The organism is Labilithrix sp. (assembly GCA_019637155.1).
In the GTDB taxonomy this organism is placed as follows: Bacteria; Myxococcota_A; Polyangia; order Polyangiales; family Polyangiaceae; genus Labilithrix.
Genome location: JAHBWE010000007.1, coordinates 124742 through 148406 on the forward strand (window position 1 = coordinate 124742; position 23665 = coordinate 148406).

The 23665-nt window shown below is 70.2% G+C and carries 28 protein-coding genes; 14 read left to right on the plus strand and 14 right to left on the minus strand.

Annotated features, from left to right (window positions below; translation table 11 throughout):
• Nucleotides 1-183 precede the first annotated feature (183 nt).
• Genes KF837_16205 through KF837_16230 form a run of 6 tightly spaced genes read left to right on the plus strand, consistent with a single transcriptional unit; the run spans nt 184 to nt 6861 of the window.
• On the plus strand, nt 184-999 hold the full coding sequence (locus tag KF837_16205) for a hypothetical protein (protein MBX3228865.1): 816 nt from the start codon (nt 184-186) through the stop codon (nt 997-999).
• A complete protein-coding gene (gene holA, locus KF837_16210; protein ID MBX3228866.1) occupies nt 996-2060 on the plus strand; it encodes a DNA polymerase III subunit delta in 1065 nt (354 codons plus the stop codon). The genes KF837_16205 and holA overlap by 4 nt, the downstream gene beginning before the upstream one ends.
• Nucleotides 2057-2995 (plus strand): hypothetical protein, encoded by a 939-nt coding sequence (locus KF837_16215; protein MBX3228867.1) that lies wholly within the window; start codon nt 2057-2059, stop codon nt 2993-2995. The genes holA and KF837_16215 overlap by 4 nt, the downstream gene beginning before the upstream one ends.
• Nucleotides 2996-3003: 8 nt before the next feature.
• Entirely contained in the window at nt 3004-4662 is a 1659-nt protein-coding gene (locus KF837_16220; GenBank protein ID MBX3228868.1) for a protein kinase, read from the plus strand.
• On the plus strand, nt 4659-5528 hold the full coding sequence (locus KF837_16225) for a hypothetical protein (GenBank protein MBX3228869.1): 870 nt from the start codon (nt 4659-4661) through the stop codon (nt 5526-5528). The genes KF837_16220 and KF837_16225 overlap by 4 nt, the downstream gene beginning before the upstream one ends.
• A 16-nt stretch (nt 5529-5544) precedes the next feature.
• Entirely contained in the window at nt 5545-6861 is a 1317-nt protein-coding gene (locus KF837_16230) for a sigma 54-dependent Fis family transcriptional regulator (protein MBX3228870.1), read from the plus strand.
• Between the two features lie 51 nt (nt 6862-6912).
• On the opposite strand, the gene KF837_16235 is transcribed toward KF837_16230, so the two are convergent.
• A complete protein-coding gene (locus KF837_16235) occupies nt 6913-7263 on the minus strand; it encodes a hypothetical protein (protein MBX3228871.1) in 351 nt (116 codons plus the stop codon).
• 53 nt (nt 7264-7316) lie between these two features.
• On the opposite strand from KF837_16235, the gene KF837_16240 reads away from it, so the two are divergent.
• Together KF837_16240 and KF837_16245 are read left to right on the plus strand one after the other, a co-directional pair.
• Nucleotides 7317-7562, plus strand: a complete 246-nt coding sequence (locus tag KF837_16240) for a hypothetical protein (protein ID MBX3228872.1) — start codon at nt 7317-7319, stop codon at nt 7560-7562.
• Nucleotides 7555-7698: a hypothetical protein gene (locus tag KF837_16245; GenBank protein MBX3228873.1), complete on the plus strand. Its 144-nt coding sequence runs from the start codon at nt 7555-7557 to the stop codon at nt 7696-7698. Before KF837_16240 ends, KF837_16245 begins: the two co-directional genes overlap by 8 nt.
• Nucleotides 7699-7708: 10 nt before the next feature.
• Here the strand turns inward: KF837_16245 and KF837_16250 are convergent, their stop codons facing one another.
• Both KF837_16250 and KF837_16255 read right to left on the minus strand, forming a co-directional pair.
• A complete protein-coding gene (locus tag KF837_16250) occupies nt 7709-8098 on the minus strand; it encodes a hypothetical protein (GenBank protein ID MBX3228874.1) in 390 nt (129 codons plus the stop codon).
• Nucleotides 8099-8158: 60 nt separating this feature from the next.
• On the minus strand, nt 8159-8947 hold the full coding sequence (locus KF837_16255) for a VOC family protein (GenBank protein ID MBX3228875.1): 789 nt from the start codon (nt 8945-8947) through the stop codon (nt 8159-8161).
• A 162-nt stretch (nt 8948-9109) separates the two neighbouring features.
• Here KF837_16255 and KF837_16260 point away from each other — a divergent pair, with 162 nt between their 5' ends.
• The 6 genes from KF837_16260 (at nt 9110) to KF837_16285 (ending at nt 17607) form a co-directional block, all read left to right on the plus strand.
• A complete protein-coding gene (locus KF837_16260; protein MBX3228876.1) occupies nt 9110-9787 on the plus strand; it encodes a GTP cyclohydrolase II in 678 nt (225 codons plus the stop codon).
• A 716-nt stretch (nt 9788-10503) separates the two neighbouring features.
• Nucleotides 10504-11748: a thrombospondin type 3 repeat-containing protein gene (locus KF837_16265; protein ID MBX3228877.1), complete on the plus strand. Its 1245-nt coding sequence runs from the start codon at nt 10504-10506 to the stop codon at nt 11746-11748.
• The gene (locus KF837_16270) at nt 11745-13901 is read left to right on the plus strand and encodes a HEAT repeat domain-containing protein (GenBank protein ID MBX3228878.1); all 2157 of its coding nucleotides are present in this window, start codon (nt 11745-11747) and stop codon (nt 13899-13901) included. Before KF837_16265 ends, KF837_16270 begins: the two co-directional genes overlap by 4 nt.
• Nucleotides 13898-14155, plus strand: a complete 258-nt coding sequence (gene xseB, locus KF837_16275) for an exodeoxyribonuclease VII small subunit (GenBank protein MBX3228879.1) — start codon at nt 13898-13900, stop codon at nt 14153-14155. The genes KF837_16270 and xseB overlap by 4 nt, the downstream gene beginning before the upstream one ends.
• Before the next feature lie 14 nt (nt 14156-14169).
• Nucleotides 14170-15324: a hypothetical protein gene (locus tag KF837_16280; protein MBX3228880.1), complete on the plus strand. Its 1155-nt coding sequence runs from the start codon at nt 14170-14172 to the stop codon at nt 15322-15324.
• A gap of 36 nt (nt 15325-15360) precedes the next feature.
• On the plus strand, nt 15361-17607 hold the full coding sequence (locus tag KF837_16285; GenBank protein MBX3228881.1) for a serine/threonine protein kinase: 2247 nt from the start codon (nt 15361-15363) through the stop codon (nt 17605-17607).
• Here the strand turns inward: KF837_16285 and KF837_16290 are convergent.
• The 11 genes from KF837_16290 to rplR form a co-directional block, all read right to left on the minus strand.
• Nucleotides 17590-18609, minus strand: coding sequence for a P1 family peptidase (locus tag KF837_16290; protein MBX3228882.1), 1020 nt, complete (start codon nt 18607-18609; stop codon nt 17590-17592). The two genes, KF837_16285 and KF837_16290, sit on opposite strands and share 18 nt — an antisense overlap.
• A 274-nt stretch (nt 18610-18883) precedes the next feature.
• Nucleotides 18884-19300 carry a 30S ribosomal protein S11 gene (gene rpsK, locus KF837_16295; protein MBX3228883.1) on the minus strand — a complete coding sequence of 139 codons (417 nt, stop codon included), beginning with the start codon at nt 19298-19300 and terminating at the stop codon, nt 18884-18886.
• Between the two features lie 20 nt (nt 19301-19320).
• Nucleotides 19321-19701 (minus strand): 30S ribosomal protein S13, encoded by a 381-nt coding sequence (rpsM, locus tag KF837_16300; GenBank protein ID MBX3228884.1) that lies wholly within the window; start codon nt 19699-19701, stop codon nt 19321-19323.
• Between the two features lie 14 nt (nt 19702-19715).
• On the minus strand, nt 19716-19829 hold the full coding sequence (gene rpmJ, locus KF837_16305; protein MBX3228885.1) for a 50S ribosomal protein L36: 114 nt from the start codon (nt 19827-19829) through the stop codon (nt 19716-19718).
• 27 nt (nt 19830-19856) lie between these two features.
• Nucleotides 19857-20099: a translation initiation factor IF-1 gene (gene infA / locus KF837_16310; GenBank protein ID MBX3228886.1), complete on the minus strand. Its 243-nt coding sequence runs from the start codon at nt 20097-20099 to the stop codon at nt 19857-19859.
• An 8-nt stretch (nt 20100-20107) separates the two neighbouring features.
• The gene (locus KF837_16315) at nt 20108-20743 is read right to left on the minus strand and encodes an adenylate kinase (protein ID MBX3228887.1); all 636 of its coding nucleotides are present in this window, start codon (nt 20741-20743) and stop codon (nt 20108-20110) included.
• Nucleotides 20743-22083: a preprotein translocase subunit SecY gene (gene secY, locus KF837_16320; protein MBX3228888.1), complete on the minus strand. Its 1341-nt coding sequence runs from the start codon at nt 22081-22083 to the stop codon at nt 20743-20745. Before secY ends, KF837_16315 begins: the two co-directional genes overlap by 1 nt.
• 6 nt (nt 22084-22089) lie before the next feature.
• The gene (gene rplO, locus KF837_16325) at nt 22090-22563 is read right to left on the minus strand and encodes a 50S ribosomal protein L15 (protein ID MBX3228889.1); all 474 of its coding nucleotides are present in this window, start codon (nt 22561-22563) and stop codon (nt 22090-22092) included.
• A 6-nt stretch (nt 22564-22569) separates the two neighbouring features.
• Entirely contained in the window at nt 22570-22752 is a 183-nt protein-coding gene (rpmD, locus tag KF837_16330) for a 50S ribosomal protein L30 (protein ID MBX3228890.1), read from the minus strand.
• The gene (gene rpsE / locus KF837_16335) at nt 22749-23297 is read right to left on the minus strand and encodes a 30S ribosomal protein S5 (protein ID MBX3228891.1); all 549 of its coding nucleotides are present in this window, start codon (nt 23295-23297) and stop codon (nt 22749-22751) included. The genes rpmD and rpsE overlap by 4 nt, the downstream gene beginning before the upstream one ends.
• A 2-nt stretch (nt 23298-23299) precedes the next feature.
• Nucleotides 23300-23659 (minus strand): 50S ribosomal protein L18, encoded by a 360-nt coding sequence (rplR, locus tag KF837_16340; protein MBX3228892.1) that lies wholly within the window; start codon nt 23657-23659, stop codon nt 23300-23302.
• Nucleotides 23660-23665: the final 6 nt, after the last annotated feature.

Consider the following 23665-nt stretch of genomic DNA (forward strand, 5'->3'; position numbering starts at 1 on the left):
TGCTCGGACATGGAAGAAATCCCTGAGAAAAATAGGCTACGGCTTCGTGTAAGTGTGCCTGCCTGGGTGAGGGGTGTCAACGAAGCGACCCCGAGGAAACGGGGGCGGAAACAGGACCGAGACGACGCGCGTGCAAGCCTTCTTTTCCAAGGGATCGCGCCTCTGTTACGGTTCCACGCCGAGATGCGCTCCTCCCCCGTCAGGCTCCTCCTCGTCGCCGTGCTCGCGACGCTCGTCTCCCTCGTCACCACCGCCGACGCGGCGGTCGGCTCCTGGCAGCTGAAGAGCCGCGAGGCGCAGGAGGTCTCCGGCGCGTGGCACATCTACGCGAAGATCGAGCTCCCGAAGGCGCCGCTCACCGCCCACCAGACGATGCGCTTCGTCTTCACGAAGACGATGGTCTACGAGCGCTCGCTCATCGACGGTCACGCCGAGCCCGTCATCAACCGCCAGTCGCTCACCGGCCAGTCGCCGAGCACCGAGAGCCTCGACGTGAACTTCAGCGACGCGACCGGCAAGATCTTCAAGGGCACGAACTTCGACTTCGGCCTCACCCGCGTCCGCGGCTACGAGGCCGGCGAGTATTCGGTGGAGCTCCGCACGTCGGACAACACGATCATCGGCGGCAAGCAGACGCTGATCCTCAAGGGCGACAACCCCGTCGTCGACCGCCGCTCGATGGCGTTCAACGCGAAGGACCCGAAGGTCAAGAAGATCGAGGGCTACGACGCCGGGTCGAACCAGGCGATGAACGACTCGAACGAGCTCCCCGCGAACAACAACGCCGGCGCGCCGGGCGAGGTCACGCCCACCGGCACCGCGACCGGCTTCGTCCCGAAGGAGGGCCTCCAGGAGACGGAGGAGGAGAAGATCAAGACGAAGCCGGGCGGCTGCGGCTGCGAGACGGTGGGGGCGCGGAGCCCCGCGAGCGCGCTCGTCCTCTTCCTCCCGATCGCCGCCGCCGGCGTCGTCTCGTATCGCCGCCGTCGCCGCGCGTGACCCCGCACGACGCCATCCAACGCGCCGAGCGCGGCGACCTCCTCCCGGTGTGGCTCCTCACCGGCGAGGAGCGGTTGCTCCGCGATCAGGCCCTCGCCGCGATCGCGAAGGCCGCGCTCGCGGGCGGCCTCGCGGAGCTGAACCTCGACAAGTACACCGCCGGCGAGACGAGCATCGACAAGGTGCTCGCCGCGACGAAGACGGTGCCGATGATGGCGAAGCGCCGCGTCGTCATCGTGCGCGGGCTCGAGCGCTGGGACAACGCGAACGCGAGCGCCGGCGACGACGAAGGAAAGGCCGACATCAAGGCGCTGCCGCCGCTCGATCGCCTCGCCGAATACGCGAAGGCGCCGATCGACACGACCTGCCTCGTCCTCGTCGCGGAGAAGCTCGACGGCCGCCGCAAGCTCGTCACGCTCGCGAAGAAGAGCGGCTTCCAGGTCGACTGCGCCACCGTCGAGAGCCGTCAGCTCCCGGGCTGGATCGCGGCGCGCGCCGATCAGAAGGGCCACGCGATCGATCGCGACGTGTGCGAGCTCATCGCGCAGATCGCGGGCCCCGATCTCTCGTACCTCGACGACGTGCTCGAGCGCCTCTCGCTCTACGTCGGGCGGAACGAGAGCGGCGGCAACCCGATCACCGAGGACGCGGTCGCGACCTGCGTGACGCGCGTGCGCCTCGCCGACACGTGGAAGCTCGTCGACGCGGCGAGCACGAAGGACCTCGGCAAGGTCCTCGCGCTCTTCGCCGACGTCTACGACCCGCGCGATCGCGGCCTCCCGCTCGTCGGCGCGATCGCGTGGTCGCTGCGGCAGCTCCTCAAGCTCGACTCCGCGCTCCGCGAAGGCGCGAGCATCGACGAAGCCGCGCGCCGCGCCGGGATCTACCCCGCGTTCCGCGCGCGCGACCACGCGAAGAAGCTGAAGGCGTTCCGCCCGCGTGAGCTCGAACGCTGGATCGTCGTCGTGCAGGAGACGGACGTCGCGCTCAAGAGCTCGCGCCGCTCCGCGGACGCCATCCTCGAGGAGATGTTCACGCGGCTCTGCCGGCGCTCGGCATGAAGCTCGGCGCGGGGGCGGCGCTCGGCGGCGTCACGCTGCTCGTCGTCGCGTGCAACGCGATCATCGCACGCGACGTCGTGCAGTGCCGCACGGACAAGGACTGCCAGACGCGCGCCGATCCCAACTTCGAGGGCTCCGCCTGCGTCGACGACGTGTGCATGGATCCGCTCTGGTGCGCGTCCGGCCAGGTGACGATCCCGCAGCAGGACGGATCGCGCTACGTCCGGACGCGCGTCCGCTTCTTCGACATCGCCGCGCTCGAGCCGGTCGAAGGCGCCGAGGTCCTCGTCTGTCCGGACACCGACGTCGACTGCTCGACGTCGGAGCCGATCGACGGGCCGCTCACGACCGACGCGCAAGGCTACGTCACGGCCGACGTCCCCTACGCGTTCAGGGGCACGTTCTACGTCGACAAGATGCCCGCGTCGTGGGACCCCGCCGTCCACAAGGGCGAGTTCATCAAGACGATCCTCCACAGCCGTCGCTTCAACACCGAAGACGAGCCGGCGGACCTCTCGATCGAGGCGTACCAGGCGGCGCGCCTCGCGACGCGGGGCGACCTGTCGACGTTGCTCGGTGACGTCAACCTGCCGTTCGTGGACGACAAGGCGATCGTGTTCGGAGCGGTCTACGACTGCAACGACCGGCCGCTCCCGGGCGCGAAGGTCGAGGGCGAGCCGGTCGACGCGACCCCGACCGCGACCGACGCGGGGCCGGACCGGCCGATCACGCCGTTCTACGACGTCAACGGCACGCCGACGCTGGGCGAGAAGGCGACCGGCAGCTCCGGGATCTTCGGCTTCTTCTTCGCGCCGCGCGGTCAGTTCGCGGTGAAGGTGCGGTACGGCCAGTTCGAATGGGCGGACGCCCGCGTCGTGCTCGTCGCGGGCAAGCTGACGACGCTGGGGGTACGGTACTCGCCGGGGGCGCTATGATCGCGCCGATGACGCGCGCGCCGCGCGAGATCGGTGGGTACCAGCTCGTGCGCCCCCTCGGTGAGGGCGGGATGGCGCGCGTGTACCTCGCGCTCTCGAAGCGCGCGGCGGGCTTCTCGAAGCTCATCGTCCTCAAGGTGCTGCGGCAGAGCGGAGAGGAGGACCCCGAGCTGCGGCGGATGTTCCTCGACGAGGCGCGCGTCGCGGCGCTCTTGTCGCATCCGAACGTCGTCCAGACGTACGAGGCCGGCGAAGACGCGGGCGAGCTGTACCTCGCGATGGAGTACCTCGAAGGCAAGGCGCTCAGCCAGATCCTCGCCGGCGACGGCTTCGAGCAGATCGATCGCGACGTCCACCTCCACGTCATCGCGGAGGGCCTCCTCGGCCTGCACTACGCCCACGACCTCGCCGACGTCGACGGGCGGCCGCTCCACGTCGTGCATCGAGACGTGTCTCCGCAGAACCTCTTCGTGACGTACGAAGGACAGGCCAAGCTCGTCGACTTCGGCATCGCGAAGATCTCCGGCTCGCAGAAGACCGAGTCGGGCGTGATCAAGGGCAAGGTCGGCTACATCGCGCCGGAGCTCCTCGCCGGGCGCGTCGTCGATCGCCGCGCGGACGTGTTCGCCGCCGGCGTCATGATCTGGGAGGCGCTCGCGTGCCGGAAGCTCGTGTCGCGGACGGAGGACGACATGAGCGCGCTCGCGCGCCGGCTCGACGGCCGCGATCCCTCGATCCGCAAGCACGCGCTGCCGGGGACGCCGCCGGCGCTGCTCGAGATCTGCGAGAAGGCGATGGCGCGCGAGCCCGAGGATCGCTACGCGACCGCGCTCGAGCTGCACGACGCGCTCGCGGGCTTCCTCTCCTCCGTGCGCCTCGAGCCGCGCGCCGTCGCGCGCATGATGCAGTCGCGGTTCGCGAAGCACCGCGCGGCGTCGAAGAAGGCGACCGAGGACGCGATCGCCACCGCCGGCCGCGACGGCGCGGAGGAGGGCGCGGCCCACACGGCGACGATGACCCTCGCCGCGAACCCGTCGGGGCCGCACCTCGCGCTGCCCGCGTCGACGCAGCTCCTCGCGCCGCCGCCGGTATCGAGCCGCCCCGCGCCGAGCGGGCCGCTCCCCCTCCATCCCGCGGCGCCATCGAGCCGGCCGGCGCCGTCGGTGTCGACCGCGGACGTGCAGGTCTCCGACCTGCGTCCTTCGCGCGCGCCGCAGCCGGCGAGCGGGCTCTCGATGATGAGCCTCGCCGTCGTCGGCGTGCTCATCGGCGTCGTCGCGGCGGGCAGCCTCATCGTCTGGCGCACCGCGGCCGAGAAGCCGCCGCCCGCCGTCGTCGAGGAGGTACGGCTCACGGTCGACGTGCAGCCCGCGAGCGCGGTCGTCACGCTCGACGGCAACGTGCAAAGTACACATTTTTCGCAGATGGTGCCGAAGGGCACGGTGCTCCAGCTCGAGGCGAAGGCGGACGGCTACGTGACGACGGCGCGCGAGCTCCGCGCCGACGCGGACACGAACCTCACGCTCGCGCTGGCGCGACAGGAGCCCGCGGCCGCGCCTTCCGCCGCCCAGCAGGAGCCCGCGGCCGCGCCGCGACCAGCGCCGAAGCCGCGCGGCAAGCCGAAGCCGGCGGGGCGCCCGATCGACGACGGCGATCCGTATCGATGAAGCGCGCGTCCGCCCTCCTCGTCGCCGCCGCGCTCTTCGCCGGCGCGGCGCACGCAGAGGCCGCGCCGACGAGCGCGCAGAAGGCGGGGCGCGCGCACTTCAAGAAGGGCGTCGAGCTCTATCGCAAGGGCGCGTACGCCCCCGCGCTCGCGGAGTTCAAGGAGGCGTACGCGCGCGCGCCGAGCCCGGTCATCCTCTTCAACATCGGTCAGGCGTGCGCCGAGCTGAAGGACTACGTCTGCGCGTACACGACCTTCGAGAAGTACGCCGCGACGCCGGGCGTGCCGCGCGCGAAGAAGGCGACCGCGCGCGAGGAGGTCAAGCGCCTCACCGCGCACGTCGCGTACCTGAACATCACGACGAGCGTCGACGGCGCGGCGGTGACGGTCGACGACGCGCCGGTCGGCACGAGCCCGCTCCCCGGTCCCGTCCTCGTCGCCGCCGGTCGCCGCACGGTCGCGGCGAGCAAGGACGCGCTCTTCCCCGCGCGCCAGGCGCTCGACGTCCCCGGCGATCTCCCCACCGTCGACGTGAAGCTCGATCTCGTCGAGCCTCCCGCCCCGCCGCCGGCGAAGGTGCTCTTCGTCACGAAGCCGGCGCCGCCGCAGGAAGAGAAGAGCCGCCTCCCGCTCTGGCTCGGGCTCGGCACGACCGGCGCGTTCGCCGCGACGACGACGGTGCTCGGCATCCTCACGCTGAGCGCGAAGAGCGAGCTCCTCGCGCGCTCGGAGCGCTTCGGCATCACGCAGGGCGATCTCGCCGCCGCCCAGTCGTACCAGAACGGCCTCGCGCTCGGCACCGACATCGCGCTCGGCGCCACGCTCCTCGCGGCGGGCATCACCACCGTCATCCTGCTCCTGCGCTGAGCTATGCTCGCAGGCGATGTTCGAAGGGACCAAGAGCCTCCAGTTCCGTCCGCGCAGCATCAAGCTCCGCGCCGCGACGCTGCGCGTGACGAAGGGTCCCGACACCGGCCGGACGGTGAAGCTCGATCAGCCGTCGTTCGTGATCGGCGTCGGCGAGTCCGCCGACTTCCGGCTCACCGATCCCGCCGTGTCGCGCGAGCATCTCCGCTTCGCGCTCATGCCGGCCGGCATCCGCGTGCGCGACGAGGGCAGCAAGAACGGCACCTATTGCGGCGGCCTCCGCGTCCACGACGTGCTCGTGACGAGCGACGTCGCCTTCAGCATCGGCGAGACGATGATCGCGGTCACGCTCGCGACGGAGTCGATCGAGCTGCCGCTCAGCACGAGCGATCGCTTCGGCGACGCGATCGGCGTCTCGGCCGCGATGCGCCACCTCTTCGCGCAGCTCGAGAAGGCGGCCGCGACCGACCTCACGATCCTGATCGAGGGCGAGAGCGGCGTCGGCAAGGACGTCCTCGCGCGCGCGGTCCACGCGAAGAGCGCGCGCGCGAACGAGCCGTTCGTCGTCGCCGACTGCAGCGCGATCCCGGAGCAGCTGATCGAGAGCGAGCTCTTCGGCCACGAGCGCGGCGCGTTCACCGGCGCCGATCGCGCGCGCAAGGGCGTCGTCGAAGAGGCGAACGGCGGCACGCTCTTCCTCGACGAGATCGGCGAGCTCCCGCTCGACATGCAGCCGAAGCTCCTCCGCGTGATGGAGCAGCGCGAGGTGCGCCCCGTCGGCTCGAGCGCGGTCCGCCCGATCAACGTGCGCTTCGTCGCGGCGACGAACCGCCGCCTCACCGAGGCCGCGCGCACGGGCGAGTTCCGGAGTGACCTCTTCTACCGCCTCGCCGTCATCCGCGCGTCGGTCCCGGCGCTGCGCGATCGCACCGACGACATCCTGCCGATCGCGCGCGCGATGCTGCGCTCGCTGAAGCGCGACGAGGACGCCGACTTCCCGGAGGACTTCGCCTCGATGCTCACGGCGTACACGTGGCCCGGCAACGTGCGCGAGCTCCGCAACGTCGTCGAGCGTCACGCGATGCTGGGCGAGGGCGCGAAGGGCCTCTTCGACGAGGCGATGGAGACGGCGAAGGTGCCGGAGATGGACCTCGCCGATCTCACGTTCCACGAGGCGCGCAAGCTCGTGATGGACCGCTTCGAGGAGCGCTACCTGCCGCAGGTGCTCGAGCGCGCGAGCGGCAACATGACGAAGGCCGCAGAGCTCGCCGGCGTCGCGCGCCCGTCGTTCTACCGGATGATGGAGCGCCTCCGTCCGGCGAAGAAAGAATGACGCGAGCGCCGTCAGCGTGCGCACGCGCGGCCGTAACGATGCTGACGGAAATTAATGCGCGACGCAGTTCACGGTGATGGGTTCCACCTCGCTCTGCGAGCACACCTGACCATCGGGACAGGTCACGATCGAGCACGGGCTCGCGGGGGCGCACAGCGGTCCGCGCGGCATGATGTCGACCGCGTCGTAGTTCGCGCACGACGCCTCGACGTCGAAACACTCGTCACTTCCGGTGCATGCTTCACCGAGCAGGTCGGCGCGCACCTTCGGCCGCGGCGCCACCGCGGCATCGGTGCCTGCGTCCCTGCCCGCGTCGAGCACGGGTGTCCCGCCGGCGTCTCCGTCCGCCGCGACCGCGCCGCCACAAGCGACGAACCCGGCCACCCAAACCTTCCGGATCATCGCCGCGCCCAAAGCAAGCCGCGCGCCAAACCGCGCTTGCTAAGCTCTCCTCCATGACGCGCCCGCGCGACACGAGCCCCGAGGCCTGGGCGATCGTCTGCGAAGGCATCCGCCGCATGACCCCGGCGCAGCGCGTCGACCGCGCGATCTCGCTCACGATCCTCGTGCACGGGGCCGCGCTCGCGCAGATCCGCAAAGACCACCCCGACGAGGACGACCGCACGCACCGGCTCCGCCTCGCCGCGCGCATCATCGATCCCGAGACGATGCGCGCCGCCTTCGGCTGGCCCCATGACTGACCCCGACGAGCTACGCCAAGCCGACGTCTCGGTCCTGCGCTCCGTCGGCTCCGAGCTCGACGACGTGTACCTCGACTCCGTCGCCGCGGGCGCCGGGTTGACCGAGCTGCTCGCGCGAGCGCGCGCCGACGTGTGACGCGCTCGGGTCAGCGCTTGCCGAGCTTCTTCTTGAGGGCGGCGAGCTCGTCGTCGACCTCGCGTTCGGTGCGGGCGGTCTTCGCGGCGCGCGCCTTCTCCTCTTCGGCGCGCTTCGCGGCGGCCTCCTTCACGCGGCGGTCGGCGGCGCGGAGCTTCTCGCCCATCTCCTCCTCGCGCTTCTTCTTCGCCGCTGGGGACTCGTCGTCCTCCTTCGCCGGGAGCTCGTCGCGCTCGCCGAAGATCGCCTCCTCGAGCTTCCGGCCCGCGCCCTTCGCCGCCGCGAGCGCGGACTCCGCCGTCTTCTTCGCCGCCGCCTTCGCGAGGTCCGCGCTGTGCTGCTTCGCGCGGTCCGCCATCGCGTCGGCGACGCGATCCTTCAGCTTGTCGAAGATGCCCACCCTCCGATCATAGCCGACGGACGACACGCCGTCCGACCGCGATCGCGACCGCGAGCAGTGTCAGTGCATGTTCTTGTAGAGCGCAAACATCGCGCCGCCCGGATCGGAGACGATCGAGAAGCGGCCGATGTTCGGGATGTCGGTCGGCGGGACCATGATCGTTCCGCCGAGGTCCGTCGCCTTCTTCGCCGACGCGTCGACGTCGTTCGTCGCGATGTACGCGCACCAGTGCGAGGGGACGTCCCCCATGTCCTTCGTGATGCCCATCATGCCGCCGACCGAGTCCTCGACCCCCGGCGCCTTGAAGAGCGTGTAGACGCCCATCGGCCCCATGTCCACCGGGTCGAGCTTCCACCCGAGCACCTCGCTGTAGAACTTGCCCGCGCGATCGACGTTCGACGTGTAGACCTCGTTCCAGCACAGCGTGCCCGGGTCGTCCTTGATCGACGCGCCGATGTGCTTCTTCGCCTGCCACAGACAGAGCGTGGCGCCGGTCGGGTCCTGGACGACGGACATGCGGCCGACGTCGAGCACGTCGAACGGCTCCTTCACCACCTTGCCGCCCGCGGGCGCGACCTTCTTCGTCGTCGCGTCGACGTCGTTCACGGTGACGTACGAGTCCCAGTGCGGGGGCACCTCCTTCGCCATCTCCGCGCCCATTTGATAGAGCGCGCCGACGTGTTTCCCGCCGATGTTGCACATCGAGTAGATCAGGTCCGGCCCGGCCGGCATGTCCTCGAAGGACCAACCGAAGAGCTCACCGTAGAACTTCTTCGCCTGCGCGGCGTCCTTCGTCGCCAGCTCGATCCACGAGAACGTGCCCTGCTTGTGCTCGGTGAAAGTCGTCATGGGGATACCCCTCCTCGACGGCGGACCCTAGCAGTGGAACGAAAGCGCGCCGTGCGTCATCGAATGCTCAGCCAGCTTGCTTCCGGGCCGCATGGATGACAGAACCGTCGTCCGGCCTTACGTTCTGGGCCGGTTTCGAAAAAGAATCAGGAGATCATTGAGATGCACGTCCCCGACAGGGTGATCCGGCCTCAGCCCAAGACGCTGTGGCTTGCCTCCGCCGAGCTGCCCACGCGTTTCGGTACCTTCTCGACCCACGTGTTCCGCACGAGCGTGCCGGGCGACGGCGCCTGCCAGCAGGAGCACGTCGCCCTCGTCTTCGGCGACATCCGAGAGAAAGCGGCCATCCCGGTCCGCATCCACTCGGAGTGCATGACGAGCGAGGTCTTCGGCTCGCTGAAGTGCGATTGCAAGGAGCAGCTCGACGCCGCGATGGCCGACGTCGCCCGCCGCGGCGCGGGCGCGGTGCTCTATCTCCGCCAGGAAGGCCGCGGGATCGGGCTCGCGAACAAGATCCGCGCGTACGAGCTGCAGTCCAAGGGCCACGACACGGTGGACGCGAACCGCCTCCTCGGCCTCCCCGACGATGCCCGCGAGTACCACGCCGCGAAGGACATGCTCGACCACTTCGACGTGAAGAGCGTCCTCCTCATGACGAACAACCCGGCCAAGGTCTCCGGCCTGGAGGGCCTCGGCGTCAAGGTCGAAGGGCGTCTCCCGGTCGTCATCGCGCCGACCCCGTTCTCCCGCGGATATCTCGAGGCCAAGCGGACCCGGATGGCCCACGTCCTCCCGTCCCGTCTCGACGCGGAATCGGCGGTACACGGCGAAGCCGAGTGAAGTAGTCTGCGGGCGTGAAGTCGCCCGCGCGCGCGCTCGCTGCGCCCGTCCTTTTTGCAGTTCTCGCCGGTACGACCTCGGCCTCGGCCCAACATCGGCCCGGCCTCGACATGTCGACGTATCGGCCCTCGACCGATCCGAACGCGTCGCTCGTGCTCGAGCCCGCCGTCACGCCGGGGCATCAGGTCCTGTCGCTCGGCGCGTACGCCGGGTTCGCGTTCCGGCCGATCTCGCTCCGGCGCGCGGGCACCGACGAGGTCCTGGTGCGACCGGTCTCGCACCAGCTCTCCTTCACCCCGCTCCTGAACATCGGCATCGGCGAGCGCCTCGCGTTCGGCGCGTCGCTCCCCGTCATCGTCAACCAGAGCGGGACGCGTCCCCTCCCCGCCACCGTGTCGGAGTCGCAGTCGACGCCCTCGTCCGCGATCGGCGACCTCGGCTTCACCGGCAAGGGCACGATCATCCGGAACGAGCAGGGCGGCTTCGGCCTCGCCGCGCTCGCGCTCCTCACGCTCCCGACCGGCGACCGCAACGGCTTCGTCGGCGAGGTCGCGCCGACCGCGACCGGACGACTGCTTGCAGAATACACGCTCCTCGTGGCCGCGGTGCAGGCCAGCGTCGGCTACAAGCTGCGCACCGAGCGGAAGTTCTGGCCCGAGCCCGAGGCCGGCGGCGTGCGCTTCGGCGACGAGTTGCCGTGGACCGTCGCGCTCGCGATGAAGCCCGGCGTCTTCGGCATCGATCCGAAGAACCGCCAGCGGGTCGAGGTCGCGCTCCACGGCTGGCTGCCGGCCGGCCCGGTCGGTCCCTTCGGCACCGGCGATCGCGGGAGCGCGGCGCTCTCCCCCGTCCAGCTCGCGCTCTCGGACCGCATCGAGATCGGTCACTACCGCGACGTCTTCGTCACCGTCGGCGGCGAGATCGGCCTCACGCAGGCGGTCGGCGTCCCGATCTTCCGCGCGGTCGCGGCGATCGGCTGGTCGCCGCGCGCGCACGACATGGACGACGACGGGATCAAGGACGACGTCGACGGCTGCCCGCAGCACCCCGAGGACATCGACGGCTTCGAGGACTCCGACGGCTGTCCCGACCTCGACAACGATCAGGACAACATCATCGATCGCGAGGACGCGTGCCCCAACGTGAAGGGCGTGCCGTCGAGCGATCCGAAGAAGAACGGCTGCCCGCTCCCCGACGCCGACGGCGACGGGGTCGAGGACGCGAAGGACGCGTGCCCGAACGAGAAGGGCGTGCCGAACGCGGACCCGCGGCTCAACGGCTGCGCGCCCAAGGACAGCGACGGCGACGGCATCGACGACGTGATCGACAAGTGCCCCACCCAGGCCGAGGACAAGGACGGCTTCGAGGACGAGGACGGCTGCCCCGATCCCGACAACGACGGCGACGGCGTGAACGATCAGGACGACGCGTGTCCGAACGTGAAGGGCGACCCGTCGACCGATCCGAGGATCAACGGCTGCCCGAACCCGGATCGCGACGGCGACACCTACCCCAACGACGAGGACAAGTGTCCCGACGGCGCCGAGGTCTTCAACGGCGTCGACGACGAGGACGGCTGCCCCGACGAAGGCGGCAAGCCCCTCATCACGATCGACGACAAGGACCCGAAGCGCCCGATCCTCAAGCTCGCCGCGCCGATCAAGATCGGCGGGACGAAGGAGCTCCCCGAGGTCGACCCCGCGAGCGTCGTCGTCCTGCGCGCGCTCGCGCAGGAGCTGAACAAACACCCCGAGTGGACCGTCGCGATCGGCGCGCGGCCGACCGCGCCGGACGCGCAGCTCGACGCGCTCGCGCGGAGCTTCGCGGTCGTGCGCGTGCTCTCGACCTTCTCGCGCCGCGACGGCGAAGCCGAGACGGTCGGCTGGGACGCGGTGAAGAACCAGCCCGGCGCCGCCGCGTCGGGGCTCGGGTTCACCATCCTCGTCGCGCCGAAGCCGTGAAGCGCGCGTTCGCCCTCGCGCTCCTGCTCGCGGTGGCGGCGCCGGCGCCCGCCGCCGCGCAGCAGCCCGGCAAGCCCGCGACGGCGACCACGCTCACGCGGACGCGCGCGGGGAACATCCGCTCGCACGTCGGGACGGAGCAGGCCGCGTTCCTGCTCGGCGATCCCGACGAGCGCATCCGCGGGATCGAGCGCGCGGCCGCGATCGGGACGCCGGAGGCGATCACGCTCCTCGTCGAGGCGGTGGAGCGGAACCAGCCGATCCGCGCCGACCCGCGCGCCTTGCTCGCCGCCGCGCGCGGGCTCTCGCGGTTCGCCGATCAAGAGCGCGCGCGCACCGGTCTCCTCGCGATCATCGGCGTGGCGAACCCCGGCATCGCCGGCCGGCTCCCCACCACCACGCGCACGGCGTCGGGCGACCTCCTCGAGGAGGGAGATCCGATCGCGCGGACGGAGATGGCGCGCGCGACGGCGGCGATCGCGCTCGCGCAGCGCGGCGGAGACCGCGCGCTCGAGGCGCTCTACGCGACGGCGCGCGGGGGCGGCGGCGGACAGAGCGCCGCCATCGTCGGGCTCGCGACCCATCCGCCGCACGCGCCCGGCTTCTTCGGGACCGCCGGCGCGTCGCTCAACGTGCCGACGTTGCGCCTCCTCGGACGCCTCGGCGATCTCCGCGCGCTCGACGTCCTCCACGCCGCCGCGCGCTCGACCGACGTGAACGTCCGCTGCGCCGCGCTGATCTCGCTCGCCGAGCTCGGCGACGAGCGCGCGGGGCCGCTCGCGCGCGCCGCGATCGCCGAGACCGACGTGCGTCTCCGCGCGGCCGCGGGCGAGGTGTTCATCCTCCTCGCCGCGCCGGAGCGCTTCAAGGCCACGACCGCGCTCATCGCCGACGACGCGACGGTGTCGATCGGCGTCCACATGGCCGAGCGGGTGTACGCGCCGGAGATCACGAAGCTCGTCGCCGCGCGCGCGAACGAGGGCGCCGATCGCGAGCTGCGCAAGGACGCGATCCGCGCGCTCGGGCGCTCGCCGGACGAAGGCGCGGCCAAGGCGCTCGTCGCGCCGCAGCTCCTCGGCGATCCGGAGCTCGCGTACCTCGCCGTCCTCGCCCTCGCGCGATCGCCGGCGCCGAACGCGAGCGCGCTCGTCGGCGGTCTCCTCCCGACCCGGCTCGCGTCGCTCGCGGTGCGCGCGTACGTCGTTCGCGCGCTCGTGCGCGGAGAGCGGCTCTCTTCGTCCGACGACGCGATCTTCAAGCTCGCGCGATCGGCGCAGGGTCACGAGCGCGCGCTCGGGGTCTTCGCGAAGGTCGCGCTCGGCGAGGCCGACGTCGACGCGTTCATCGACGACAAGGACCCGCGCGTGCGCCGCGCGGCGGCGATGGGATCGCTCGCCGTCCCCGCGCGCGACGCCGCCGATCGCGACCGCGCGCTCATCCGCCGCCTCGGGCACGAGGAGGATCCCATCACGCGGCAGGTCATCGCGATCGGCCTCCTCGGCGGCGATCCCGACGCGAAGGTGACGACCTCCGACCTCATCGAGCGCGCCGAGTCCGGCGGCGGCGACGCCGCGCTCGCGACCTACGCGCTGATCCGCCGCGCCGACGAGTCGCTCGCGCGCAAGGTCACACTCCTCCTCGGCTCGAAGGACGCGGTGCTGCGCGCCCACGCCGCGCGCGGCCTCGCCGCCTCCGCGCTCCCCGACGCGACCGGCCGCCTCGCCGACCTCTACACCTGGGAGACCGAGGTCGACGTCCGCCGCGCGGCGATCGCCGCGATCGCCGCGCGCACGCAGGACGCGTCCGCCCCCGCGCGCAAGAACGCGCTCGCGCTCGCGAGCGAGCTCGATCCCGACGCCGCGGTGCGCTCCGCGGCGAAGCGCGCGATCGCGGGGGCGACGAGCCCGTTCGCGCCCGCGCGCGTGGCGGAGGCGGCCTGGCTGCGCATCACGCTCGACGGCGGCGCGGCGCCGGGCGAGCCGTACGTCGGATCGATCGTGCGCTCGGACGGCGTCGCGGTGCCGATCGTCTTCGACGAAGAGGGGTTCGCGGTCGTGCCGGGCCTGCCGCCCGGCGAGTCGCGCCTCGTCCTCGCGCCACGTTTCCCCGCGGCCGCTACCGCGACCGTACCGGCGCCGGCGGCAAAGAAATGAGCGACGAGAAGAAGGACCTGTCCTTCGAGGACGCAGTGAAGCGACTCTCGGAGATCGTCCAGCGCCTCGAGCGCGGCGATCTTCCGCTCGAGGAGTCTCTTCGCCTGTTCGAGGAGGGGGTCGGCCTCTCGCGCACCTCCCAGGACAAGCTCGACAGCGCACAAAAGAAGGTCGAAGAGCTCCTCGGGGTGGACCGCGACGGAAAGCCGACCTCGCGCTCGTTCGAGACGCGCGGCGAACGCGACGACCGTTGATACAATCCGGCGGCATGAACGCCGGGATCACGCGACGACGAGCCATCGCCGAGGTGATGCTCACGGGCGGCGCGACCCTCTTCCTCTATCCGATCTCGTGGCTCCTCCGCCGGAGCTTCGGCCTCGAGTCGGCCGAGTACGAGACGAGCTTCTTCTTCTTCTACCTCGCGTACGTCATCAACGATCCGCACTTCGCGGTGACGTACCTCCTCTTCTATCGCGACGCCAAGAAGCGCGCGTTCTCGCCCGAGGTGCCGCGCGTGCAACGCGCGCGCTGGATCGTCTCCGGCGTCGTCGTCCCGATCGTCCTCGTCGCGTGGGGGATCTACGCGATCCGGAAGAACGAAGCGCAGACGCTCGGCTGGATGGTGCAGCTGATGTACCTCCTCGTCGGCTGGCACTACGTGAAGCAAGGCTTCGGCGTGCTCACCGTGCTCTCCGCGCGCCGGGGCGTGAAGATCACGCCGACCGAGCGCCGCGCGACGCTCTTCCACGCGTTCGCGGGGTGGGCGTTCGCGTGGGCGAGCCCCGTCTCCGACGGCGGCTACTTCGAGGAGAAGGGCCTCGTCTACCGCGGCGTCGCGCACCCGCAGTGGCTCATGATCCTCACCGGAGTCGTGCTCGGCGCGAGCTCGCTCCTCCTCGTCGGCGTGATCGCGGCGCGGAAGATCCGCGAAGGAAAGATGATCCCGCTCGGTCCGCTCCTCGGGCTGCTCATCAGCATCTGGTCTTGGATGATCTTCTCCGGCGCGGACCCGCTCGTCCGCTACGCGATCCCCGCGCTCCACTCGATCCAGTACCTCTTCTTCGTCTACCTCCTGAACAAGAACAAGGCGAAGGCGCACGAAGGACCGCCGTCGTTCGGGCGCCCCGCCTCCGTGCGGGTCGGCGCGATCGCGCTCGCGTCGCTCGGCCTCGGCTGGTTCCTCTTCCACGGCGCGCCGGAGTTCCTCGACCTCGCGTTCACGAAGAAGCTCCCGGCCGGCGACGTCGACGAGATGGGCCCGACCCCGATCTTCGCCGCGCTCTTCACGTACGTGAACCTGCATCACTACTTCATGGACCACGTCATCTGGCGGCGCGAGAACCCGGAGACCAAGTACCTCCAGGACGCACCGCCCGCGGTCATCGCGCCCCCCGCCGCCGAGCCCGAGCGCCTCGCGGCGTAAGGCCTGCTCCTTGCACCTCGCCGGCGTTGGTCCGGCGTGGCAGCGACAGAGATTCTCCAGCAAGCAGGTCCGGCGGCGCCGGACGCGAAGGGGCTCATCGGCGAGACGATCAAGGGCCGCTACCGCCTCGTGTCCGTCGTCGGCGAAGGAGGAATGGGCGCGGTCTATGCCGCGGAGCACGTCGAGATCGGCCGGCGCGTCGCGGTGAAGCTCGTGCACGCGGTGCACGCGAAGAACCCGCAGATCGCCCTCCGCTTGAAGCAAGAGGCGCGGGCGACGAGCGCGATCGAGAGCGACCACGTCGTCCAGGTGCTCGACGCGGGCGAAGACGAGGAGCACGGCCTCTTCGTCGTGATGGAGCTGCTCGCGGGCGAGGACCTCGAGGCGCGCCTCGCCCGCGAGCGGCGGCTCCCCGCGGCGGAGGCGCTCCGGATCGCGGACCAGGCGGCGCGCGGCCTCGCGCGCGCGCACGCACGCGGGATCATCCATCGCGACCTCAAGCCCGCGAACGTGTTCCTCTGCGTCCGCGAAGACGGTCCGCCCGCGGTGAAGCTCGTGGACTTCGGCATCGCGAAGCTCGTGCGTGACGCGGCGCGGGACGGGCTCGGACAGCGCTTCACGATGAGCGGCTGCGTCGTCGGGACACCGCAGTACATGTCGCCGGAGCAAGCGCAAGGGCTCGCGACGATCGACGCGCGCACCGACGTCTATTCGCTCGGCGCGCTCCTCTTCGAGATGCTCGCCGGAGAGCCGCCGGTGCCCGAGCTCGAGAACTACGAGCAGAAGATCCTCCACCTCGTCACGAAGCCGCGCCCGCGCCTCCGCGACGTGCTCCCCGGCGTGGACCCCGCGCTCGACGTGCTCGTCTCCGACCTGATGGCCTTCGATCCGAACGCGCGCCCCGCCGACATGAGCGCGCACAAAGCGGGGCGCTTCACCGAGGCGCTCGCGGCGTTCCAGGAGGCGAACCGCCTCGCGCCGCGCGAGAGCGCTCAACGCAACGTCGCGCAGACGCACCGCGACCTCCTCGACTACGCGGCGGCGCACGCCGCGTACGACGCGCTCCTCGCGAAGTACGGCGCGACGATGAAGCGGGCCGACAAGGCGAACGCCGAGCGCGCGCGCGCCGAGCTCGCGACGCTCACCGGCGTCGTCGCGGTGACCGTGCCGGCGCCGGACGCGCGCGTCGTCGTCGACGGCAAGGACGTCGGGGCGCCGCCGGTGACGGTGCGGCTCAACCCCGGCGCGCACGAGGTCACGGTGACGAGAGAAGGGTTCGAGCCGCTGGAGCGGGCGTTCGAGATCGCGGGGCGCGACGAGGTGACCGTCGCCGGTCCGCTCACCAAGCCGCTCACCACGCCGGCGGAGACGGGGCACGTCGAGGTCACCGTCGCGCCCGAGGAGCCGCGCGCGACGGTGCGCGTCGACGGGGACGTCGTCGGCGCCGCGCCGTGGCGAGGCGACCTCGAGCCGGGGCGGCATCGCGTCGAGGCCGAGAGCGAGCTCGGCGCGGTGGCGGCGACGGTCGACGTGACGCGCGGCGGGGACCACGTGCTCGCGTTGACGCTCGTGCGACCGACGCCGGCGCCTCGCGTGATCGTGCTCACGCCGCCGAGCGAAGCGCCGGCCTACGATCCGTGGCGCGGCCTCTACACGCGCGTCGAGCTCGCCGGCCTCTTCGCGCTCGGGCACCACGACACGGTCGAGGATCGCTCCGCGTACGGCGCGGGCGTCCCGACCGAAGGCTCCGGCCTCTACGGCGGCGGCGTCGGCTTGCGGGTGGGGTATTCGCTCGGCCCGATCGGGATCGAAGGCGCGCTCCTCCTCGCGTACGACCACTCCTCGGTGAAGGTCGACGTCGACGCGAGCCGGAAGGACGTCTGGACGTTCCACCGACCCGGCGGCACCCTCGCGGTCGGGGCGCGCTGGATCCCGGAGCTCGCGCCGGTGCGCCCCACCGCCGGCCTCGCGCTCGGGCTCTCGGGCCGCTCGATGGGCGTCACGCGCGCGGTCGAGGACACGAACGTTCGCGACCGCGTCGACTTCGAGCTCTACATGACGCCGACGCTGGTGCTCGACGGCGGCGTCATGATCGGAAACACGCCGGGCGGAAAGCTGTTCGCCGGCGTGCAGATGCTCGTCGACCTCCCGAGCCGGCAGGTCCAGCCGAGCGCGAACGCGAAGGACGGACGGTTCCCGATCCCGCCGGCGGCGGAGATCGCGACGTCGACCGGGCCGGAGGTGTTCCTCGGCCCCGTCGTCGGTCTAGTGCTCGGCCATTAGCGCGCGCACGCGATCGGCGGGGAGCGCCTCGATCGTACGGCCTTCGAAGCCGGTCATCGTCTCGGCCGCGGCCATCGCGTTCAGGATCGCCTCCTCCGTCGCGAAGATCGTCGCGTCGAAGAGCGGGTTGATCTTCGCGTTCGCGAGGAGCTCGACGGGCGCGACGCCCGACTCCGGGCTCGCCGCGCCGGCGTTCGCGGTGGAGAACGCGAGCATGATGTCGCCGGAGCCGTTGCCGGCCTGGCTGCCCGTGCGCGCGAGGCCCATCGCGGCGCGCTTCGCGAGGCGGCGGAGCTGGTGCGGGAGGAGCGGCGCGTCGGTCGCGACGACGACGATGATCGAGCCTTGCTCACCGGCCGGCGGCGCCGGCTCCGCGGGCGGGATCGGGATCGCCTTGCCCACCGGTACGCCCGCGATCACGAGCTGGTGCCGGAGCCCGAAGTTCGCCTGCACGAGCACGCCGACGGTGTACGGCTCCGCGACGCGCGACGACGTGCCGGTGCCGCCCTTGAGCTGGAAGCACACCATCCCGGTGCCGCCGCCGACGTTCCCCTCCGCGATCGACCCCGTCTTCGCCGCCGCGATCGCGGCGAGCGCATGATCGGGTTTTACATGAAAACCGTTGATGTCGTTAAGGGTCCCGTCGTAGGTCTCCGCCACGATCGGGTACGAGTACGGCTGGAACATCTTGCCGTTCTCGAACTGCCAGCGGACGACCGCGTCGCGCACGACGCCGACGCTGTGCGTGTTCGTGAGCATGACGGGGCCTTCCATGAAGCCCGACTCGTCGATCCACGCCGTGCCGGTCATCTCGCCGTTCCCATTGAGCGGGAACCAGCTCGCGAAGACGGGATCCTTCGACGCCTTCCCGCGCGGGAGGATCGCGGTGACCCCCGTTCGGACGCCCGAACCTTCGATCAGGGTGGTGTACCCGACCTCGATGCCGCCGACGTCCGTGATCGCGTTGTGCGGCCCCGTCGTCCCCTCGAACGGAATGCCCATCTCTCGTGCCCGCATGGGCCCTCACGATACGACGACGCCCGACGCAACGTCTTCGCCTTCTTGCGCTCGTCACCGGCGCCCCTCTCTCGCGCGCGCGCTCAGAAGCAGCGCAGGATCGAGCGGCGGTGCTCCGGCGTGCCGTCGCGCAGCGTACACGGAAGTGCATCCGGCCGCGCCGCCCCCACGCCCTGGACGCGCCCAGCGCAGCGCGCAAATGCGCGAACGCCGCGGCTCCTCGGCGGAGCGCGGCGTTCGATGTGGTCGGTGGCTCGCGTCAGACGCGGCGGCGCTTGGGGGGGCGGCAGCCGTTGTGCGGGACCGGGGTCACGTCGCGGATCAGCGTGACCTTGAAGCCGGCCGTCTGGAGCGCGCGGAGCGCGGACTCGCGGCCGGCGCCGGGGCCCTTCACGAAGACGGCGACGCTGCGCATGCCGTGCTCCATCGCGCGGCGGCAGGCCTCCTCCGCCGCGAGCTGCGCCGCGAACGGGGTGCTCTTGCGCGAGCCCTTGAAGCCGCGGGAGCCGGCGGAGGACCACGCCACCGTGTTGCCGTTGACGTCCGTGATCGTCACGACCGTGTTGTTGAACGTGCTCTGGATGCAGGCGATGCCGGTCGAGATGTTCTTCTTGACCTTCTTCTTGACCTGCTTGCCCTTCGCCGACGCGCCCGAGGCGCCCTTCGCGCTTGCCATGACTTAGCTACTCCTACCGATCAGGACTTGCGCGGGCCGCCGCGCGAGAGGATGCCCTTGCGCGGGCCCTTGCGGGTGCGCGCGTTCGTGTGCGTGCGCTGCCCGTTGACGGGGAGGCCGCGGCGGTGACGGAGGCCGCGGTAGCAGCCGAGGTCCATCAGACGCTTGATGTTCATCTGCACTTCGCGGCGGAGATCGCCCTCGACCCGGATCTCGGTCTCGAGGAGATCGCGGATGCGCTTGATCTCGGCCTCGGTGAGCTCCTCGGTCTTCTTCGTCGGGTCGATGTTCGCGCGCGAGCAGATCACCTGCGCGAGCTTGCGCCCCACGCCGTAGAGGTACGGGAGGGAGTACGCGACTTGCTTGTGCTTCGGGAGGTCGACGCCTGCAATACGAGCCATGACTAACTACCCTCTCAGCCCTGGCGCTGCTTGTGGCGCGGGTTCTCGCAGATGATGCGGACGACGTTCTTGCGCCGGACCACCTTGCACTTGTCGCAGACCTTCTTGATCGACGGACGGACCTTCATCGGACTTCCCTTGCTACTTAGCAGAATCTACTTGTGGCGATAGGTGATGCGGCCGCGGCTCGGATCGTACGGGCTCACTTCCACCGTGACGCGGTCGCCGGGGAGGATGCGGATGTAGAACTGCCGCATGCGCCCGCTGATGGTCGCGAGGACCACGAGACCGTTGTCACACTTCACGCGGAACATCGCGTTCGGCAGCGCCTCTTGGACGACACCGTCGAACTCGAGCTTGTCGCCTTTCGGCTCTTTCCGCTCACGACGTTCACTCATCAAGTTCCCTATGCCTCTTTCTTCACTACCTCGAGCGCTCCCAGCACCCGCTTCGTCACTTCTTCGACCGCCCCGACGCCGTCGAGCTTCTGAAGGAGCCCCGCCTTCTCGTAGAAGGGCAGGAGATCCGCGGTCATCTTCTCGTACGTTTCGATGCGATTCCGGACGACGTCTTCCTGATCGTCCGCCCGATGCTCCAGATCTGCGTCCGGGGGGGGCGGGTTATACTTCAGGTGATAAATCTGTCCAGTGCGTTTGTCCGTGCGACGAAGGCACGCGCGCTCGATGAGGAGGTTCTTGTCCACCATCAGCGCGAGGACCGTGTCGAGCTTCTGCCCCCGCGAGGCGAGGAGCGCGTTCAGCGCCTCCGCCTGCGGGACCGTGCGCGGGAAGCCGTCGAGGAGGAACCCCTTCTTCGCGTCGTCCTGGTCCGTGCGCGCCTTGATGAGGTCGATGACGGCGGAGTCCGGCACGAGGCCGCCCGCCGCCATGAGGTCCTGGAGCTCCTTCGGGAGCGTGCCCGCGGCCTTCGCCGCGCGCAGCATGTCGCCGGTGGAGATCTGGGGGATCCCGTACTTTTCGCAGATGACCTTCGCCTGGGTGCCCTTGCCTGCCCCCGGCGGTCCGACGAAGACCAGACGCATCAGGCGAGATCCCTTCGCCCGCGGATGCGCGTGGCCTTGCCGCCGCCGCCCGAGAGCCCCTCGTAGTTGCGCGAGATGAGGTGCGCCTCGATCTGGCTGACCGTGTCGAGCGCGACGCCGACGACGATCATGACCGAGGTGCCGCCCCAGCGGAACGGGACCTTGAAGTACTCGCTGATGACGGTCGGCACGACGCAGACCGCCGCGACGTAGAGCGCGCCGCCGAGCGTGATGCGGGTGAGGACCTTGTCGATGTACTCCGCCGTCTGCTTGCCCTGCCGAATGGAAGGGATGAACGCCTGCTGCTTCTTCAGGTTGTCCGCGACGTCGACCGCCTGGAACGTGACGGCGGTGTAGAAGAAGCAGAAGAAGATGATCAGCGCGACGTAGACGCAGTTGAAGAGCCAGTCACCGCGCTCGAGGCTCTGCTGGAGCAGCGCCATGCCCGGGATCTTGAAGTTCGCGAGCGTGGCCGGGAACATCAGGAGCGAGCTCGCGAAGATCGGCGGGATCGTGCCCGCGGTGTTGACCTTCAGCGGCAGGTGCGCGGTCTGACCGCCGTAGACGCGTCTGCCTACGGTTCGTCTCGCGTAGTAGATCGGGATCCGGCGCTGCCCGCGCTCGAAGAACACGATCGTCGCGACCGTGAGGAGGACGATGGCGCCGACCGCGAAGAGGTTCAGCGGCTGGATCGAGCCCTTGTGGGTCTGGAAGTAGCCGAAGACCCCGCCCGGGATGTCGGTGACGATGCCGGCGAAGATGAGGAGCGAGATGCCGTTGCCGATGCCGCGCTCGGTGATCTGCTCGCCGACCCACATGATGAAGCACGTGCCGGTGGCGAGCGTGATCATCGTCATGAGGCGGAAGCCCCAGCCGGTGTGGGTGACGACGTCGCCGGTCGCGCCGACGGTGTCCTGGTTGTTCAGGCCCTCGAGGCTCATCGCGATGCCGAAGGACTGGAACAGCGCGAGGCAGATCGTGCCGTAGCGCGTGTACTGGTTGATCTTGCGCTGGCCCTGCTCGCCCTCCTTGCGGAGCTCGTCGAGGGGCTTGAAGACCATCGTGAGGAGCTGGAGGACGATGCTCGCGCTCACGTACGGCATGATGCCGATCGCGAAGATCGAGAGGTTCGACAGCGCGCCGCCCGAGAACATGTTGAAGAAGCCGAGGAGGCCTCCACCCTGCTTGTTCACGACGGCCTTCATCACGTTCCGGTCGACGCCGGGGATCGTGACGAAGGAGCCGATGCGGAAGACCGCGAGCATTCCGAGCGTGAACAGGACCCGGCGCCGGAGCTCCGGCACCTTGTTGATGTTCGCGAACCCGGCGAGAATGCTCATGCGCGACTACTCCGCCGACGCGGCGGCCTGAGCCTGCGCGACGAGGACGGCCTTGCCGCCCGCCTTCGAGATCTTGTCCTGCGCCGTCTTCGAGAAGGAGTGCGCGGTGATCGTGATCTTCTTGGTGAGGTCGCCCGAGCCGAGGACCTTGATGCGGTCGATCTGGCCCTTGATGAGGCCGCGATCGCGGAGCGCGCGCTCGTCGACGTTGGCGCCGGCGTCGAACGCCTCGAGCTGACCGACGTTGATCTCGGCGACGACGGCGCGGTTGTGCTTCTTGAAGCCGCGCTTCGGGAGGCGGCGCGCGAGCGGGGTCTGACCGCCTTCGAACGACGGCTTGAACGTGGCGCGCCGGGCGTACTGGCCCTTCTGGCCGCGACCCGCGGTCTTGCCGAGGCCGGAGCCGACGCCGCGACCCTTGCGGAGCTTCTTGGCGGTCGAGCCCGCCGGCTTCGCGAGCTTGCTGAGAGTGTCAGCCATGATGAATCAGATCTCCTCGACGGTGACGAGGTGAAGGACCTTCTTGATCGCGCCGCGGAACGACGGCGTGTTCGCGACCTCCACGGTCTTGCCGGGACGGCCGAGACCGAGGCCCTTGAGGTTGAGGCGGAACTTCCAGTTCACGCCGATGCAGGACTTCGTCTGCGTGACGCGGAGCTTCTCTTTCATGACGCCGTCGCCTCCGTGAGCGGCTTCTTGGCCGCCTTCTTGCCCGGAACAACGAGATCGCCGGTCTGCTTCCTGCGCTTGTTCGCGATCATCTCCAGCGAGCGGAGCTGGCGGAGCGCCTGCAGCGTCGCGCGGACCACGTTGTGCGGGTTCGCCGAGCCGATGCACTTCGTGAGGATGTCGTGGATGCCGGCCGACTCGACGACGGCGCGGACCGCGCCGCCGGCGATGACGCCCGTTCCCGGCGACGCCGGACGGAGGAACACCTTGCCGGCGCCGAAGTGACCGTGCGCCTCGTGCGGCACCGTCACGCCGTCGAGCGGGACCTTGAACAGGTTCTTGCGCGCCTGGTCGTTGCCCTTGCGGATCGCCTCCGGGACCTCGTTCGCCTTGCCGAGGCCCACCCCCACGTGACCGCTCTCGTCACCGACGACGACGAGCGCCGCGAACGAGAAGCGACGGCCGCCCTTGACGACCTTCGCGACGCGGTTGATGTGGATGATGCGCTCCTTGAGCTTGTCTTCGTCGATCTGTTCGATGGCCATGATCAGAATTCCAATCCGCCTTCGCGGGCGCCGTCGGCGAGGGCCTTGATACGGCCGTGATAGATGTAGCCGTTGCGGTCGAAGACGATCTTGGTGACCCCCTTCGCCTTGAGCTGCGCCGCGATCGTCTTCCCGACGAGCTTGGCGGCTTCGCTCTTGTTGGTGTCGTCCGCCTGCGGCTTCACGTCCTTCGCGAGGGTCGAGGAGTGCGCGAGCGTCTTGCCCGCGACGTCGTCGATGACCTGCGCGTAGATGTGCGCGTTGGAGCGGAACACGGTCATGCGCGGACGCTCCGGCGTTCCGTTGACCTTGGTGCGGATGCGAAGCTTGCGGCGCTCGCGGCCGACGATCTGGAGAGACATCTCGGA

What these genes read in the sequence shown, in the direction of transcription:
- KF837_16220 (MBX3228868.1), top strand. Translation starts at nt 3,004, where the DNA reads ATGACGCGCGCGCCGCGCGAGATCGGTGGGTACCAGCTCGTGCGCCCC.
- KF837_16260 (MBX3228876.1), top strand. Translation starts at nt 9,110, where the DNA reads ATGCACGTCCCCGACAGGGTGATCCGGCCTCAGCCCAAGACGCTGTGG.
- KF837_16265 (MBX3228877.1), top strand. Translation starts at nt 10,504, where the DNA reads ATGAAGCCCGGCGTCTTCGGCATCGATCCGAAGAACCGCCAGCGGGTC.
- infA (MBX3228886.1), bottom strand. Translation starts at nt 20,099, where the DNA reads ATGAGTGAACGTCGTGAGCGGAAAGAGCCGAAAGGCGACAAGCTCGAG.
- rplR (MBX3228892.1), bottom strand. Translation starts at nt 23,659, where the DNA reads ATGTCTCTCCAGATCGTCGGCCGCGAGCGCCGCAAGCTTCGCATCCGC.
- xseB (MBX3228879.1), top strand. Translation starts at nt 13,898, where the DNA reads ATGAGCGACGAGAAGAAGGACCTGTCCTTCGAGGACGCAGTGAAGCGA.
- KF837_16225 (MBX3228869.1), top strand. Translation starts at nt 4,659, where the DNA reads ATGAAGCGCGCGTCCGCCCTCCTCGTCGCCGCCGCGCTCTTCGCCGGC.
- rpsE (MBX3228891.1), bottom strand. Translation starts at nt 23,297, where the DNA reads ATGGCCATCGAACAGATCGACGAAGACAAGCTCAAGGAGCGCATCATC.
- KF837_16215 (MBX3228867.1), top strand. Translation starts at nt 2,057, where the DNA reads ATGAAGCTCGGCGCGGGGGCGGCGCTCGGCGGCGTCACGCTGCTCGTC.
- rpsM (MBX3228884.1), bottom strand. Translation starts at nt 19,701, where the DNA reads ATGGCTCGTATTGCAGGCGTCGACCTCCCGAAGCACAAGCAAGTCGCG.
- KF837_16315 (MBX3228887.1), bottom strand. Translation starts at nt 20,743, where the DNA reads ATGCGTCTGGTCTTCGTCGGACCGCCGGGGGCAGGCAAGGGCACCCAG.
- KF837_16280 (MBX3228880.1), top strand. Translation starts at nt 14,170, where the DNA reads ATGAACGCCGGGATCACGCGACGACGAGCCATCGCCGAGGTGATGCTC.
- secY (MBX3228888.1), bottom strand. Translation starts at nt 22,083, where the DNA reads ATGAGCATTCTCGCCGGGTTCGCGAACATCAACAAGGTGCCGGAGCTC.
- KF837_16230 (MBX3228870.1), top strand. Translation starts at nt 5,545, where the DNA reads ATGTTCGAAGGGACCAAGAGCCTCCAGTTCCGTCCGCGCAGCATCAAG.
- rpmJ (MBX3228885.1), bottom strand. Translation starts at nt 19,829, where the DNA reads ATGAAGGTCCGTCCGTCGATCAAGAAGGTCTGCGACAAGTGCAAGGTG.
- rpsK (MBX3228883.1), bottom strand. Translation starts at nt 19,300, where the DNA reads ATGGCAAGCGCGAAGGGCGCCTCGGGCGCGTCGGCGAAGGGCAAGCAG.
- KF837_16205 (MBX3228865.1), top strand. Translation starts at nt 184, where the DNA reads ATGCGCTCCTCCCCCGTCAGGCTCCTCCTCGTCGCCGTGCTCGCGACG.
- rpmD (MBX3228890.1), bottom strand. Translation starts at nt 22,752, where the DNA reads ATGAAAGAGAAGCTCCGCGTCACGCAGACGAAGTCCTGCATCGGCGTG.
- KF837_16245 (MBX3228873.1), top strand. Translation starts at nt 7,555, where the DNA reads ATGACTGACCCCGACGAGCTACGCCAAGCCGACGTCTCGGTCCTGCGC.
- KF837_16240 (MBX3228872.1), top strand. Translation starts at nt 7,317, where the DNA reads ATGACGCGCCCGCGCGACACGAGCCCCGAGGCCTGGGCGATCGTCTGC.
- KF837_16235 (MBX3228871.1), bottom strand. Translation starts at nt 7,263, where the DNA reads ATGATCCGGAAGGTTTGGGTGGCCGGGTTCGTCGCTTGTGGCGGCGCG.
- KF837_16255 (MBX3228875.1), bottom strand. Translation starts at nt 8,947, where the DNA reads ATGACGACTTTCACCGAGCACAAGCAGGGCACGTTCTCGTGGATCGAG.
- rplO (MBX3228889.1), bottom strand. Translation starts at nt 22,563, where the DNA reads ATGGCTGACACTCTCAGCAAGCTCGCGAAGCCGGCGGGCTCGACCGCC.
- KF837_16290 (MBX3228882.1), bottom strand. Translation starts at nt 18,609, where the DNA reads ATGGGCATTCCGTTCGAGGGGACGACGGGGCCGCACAACGCGATCACG.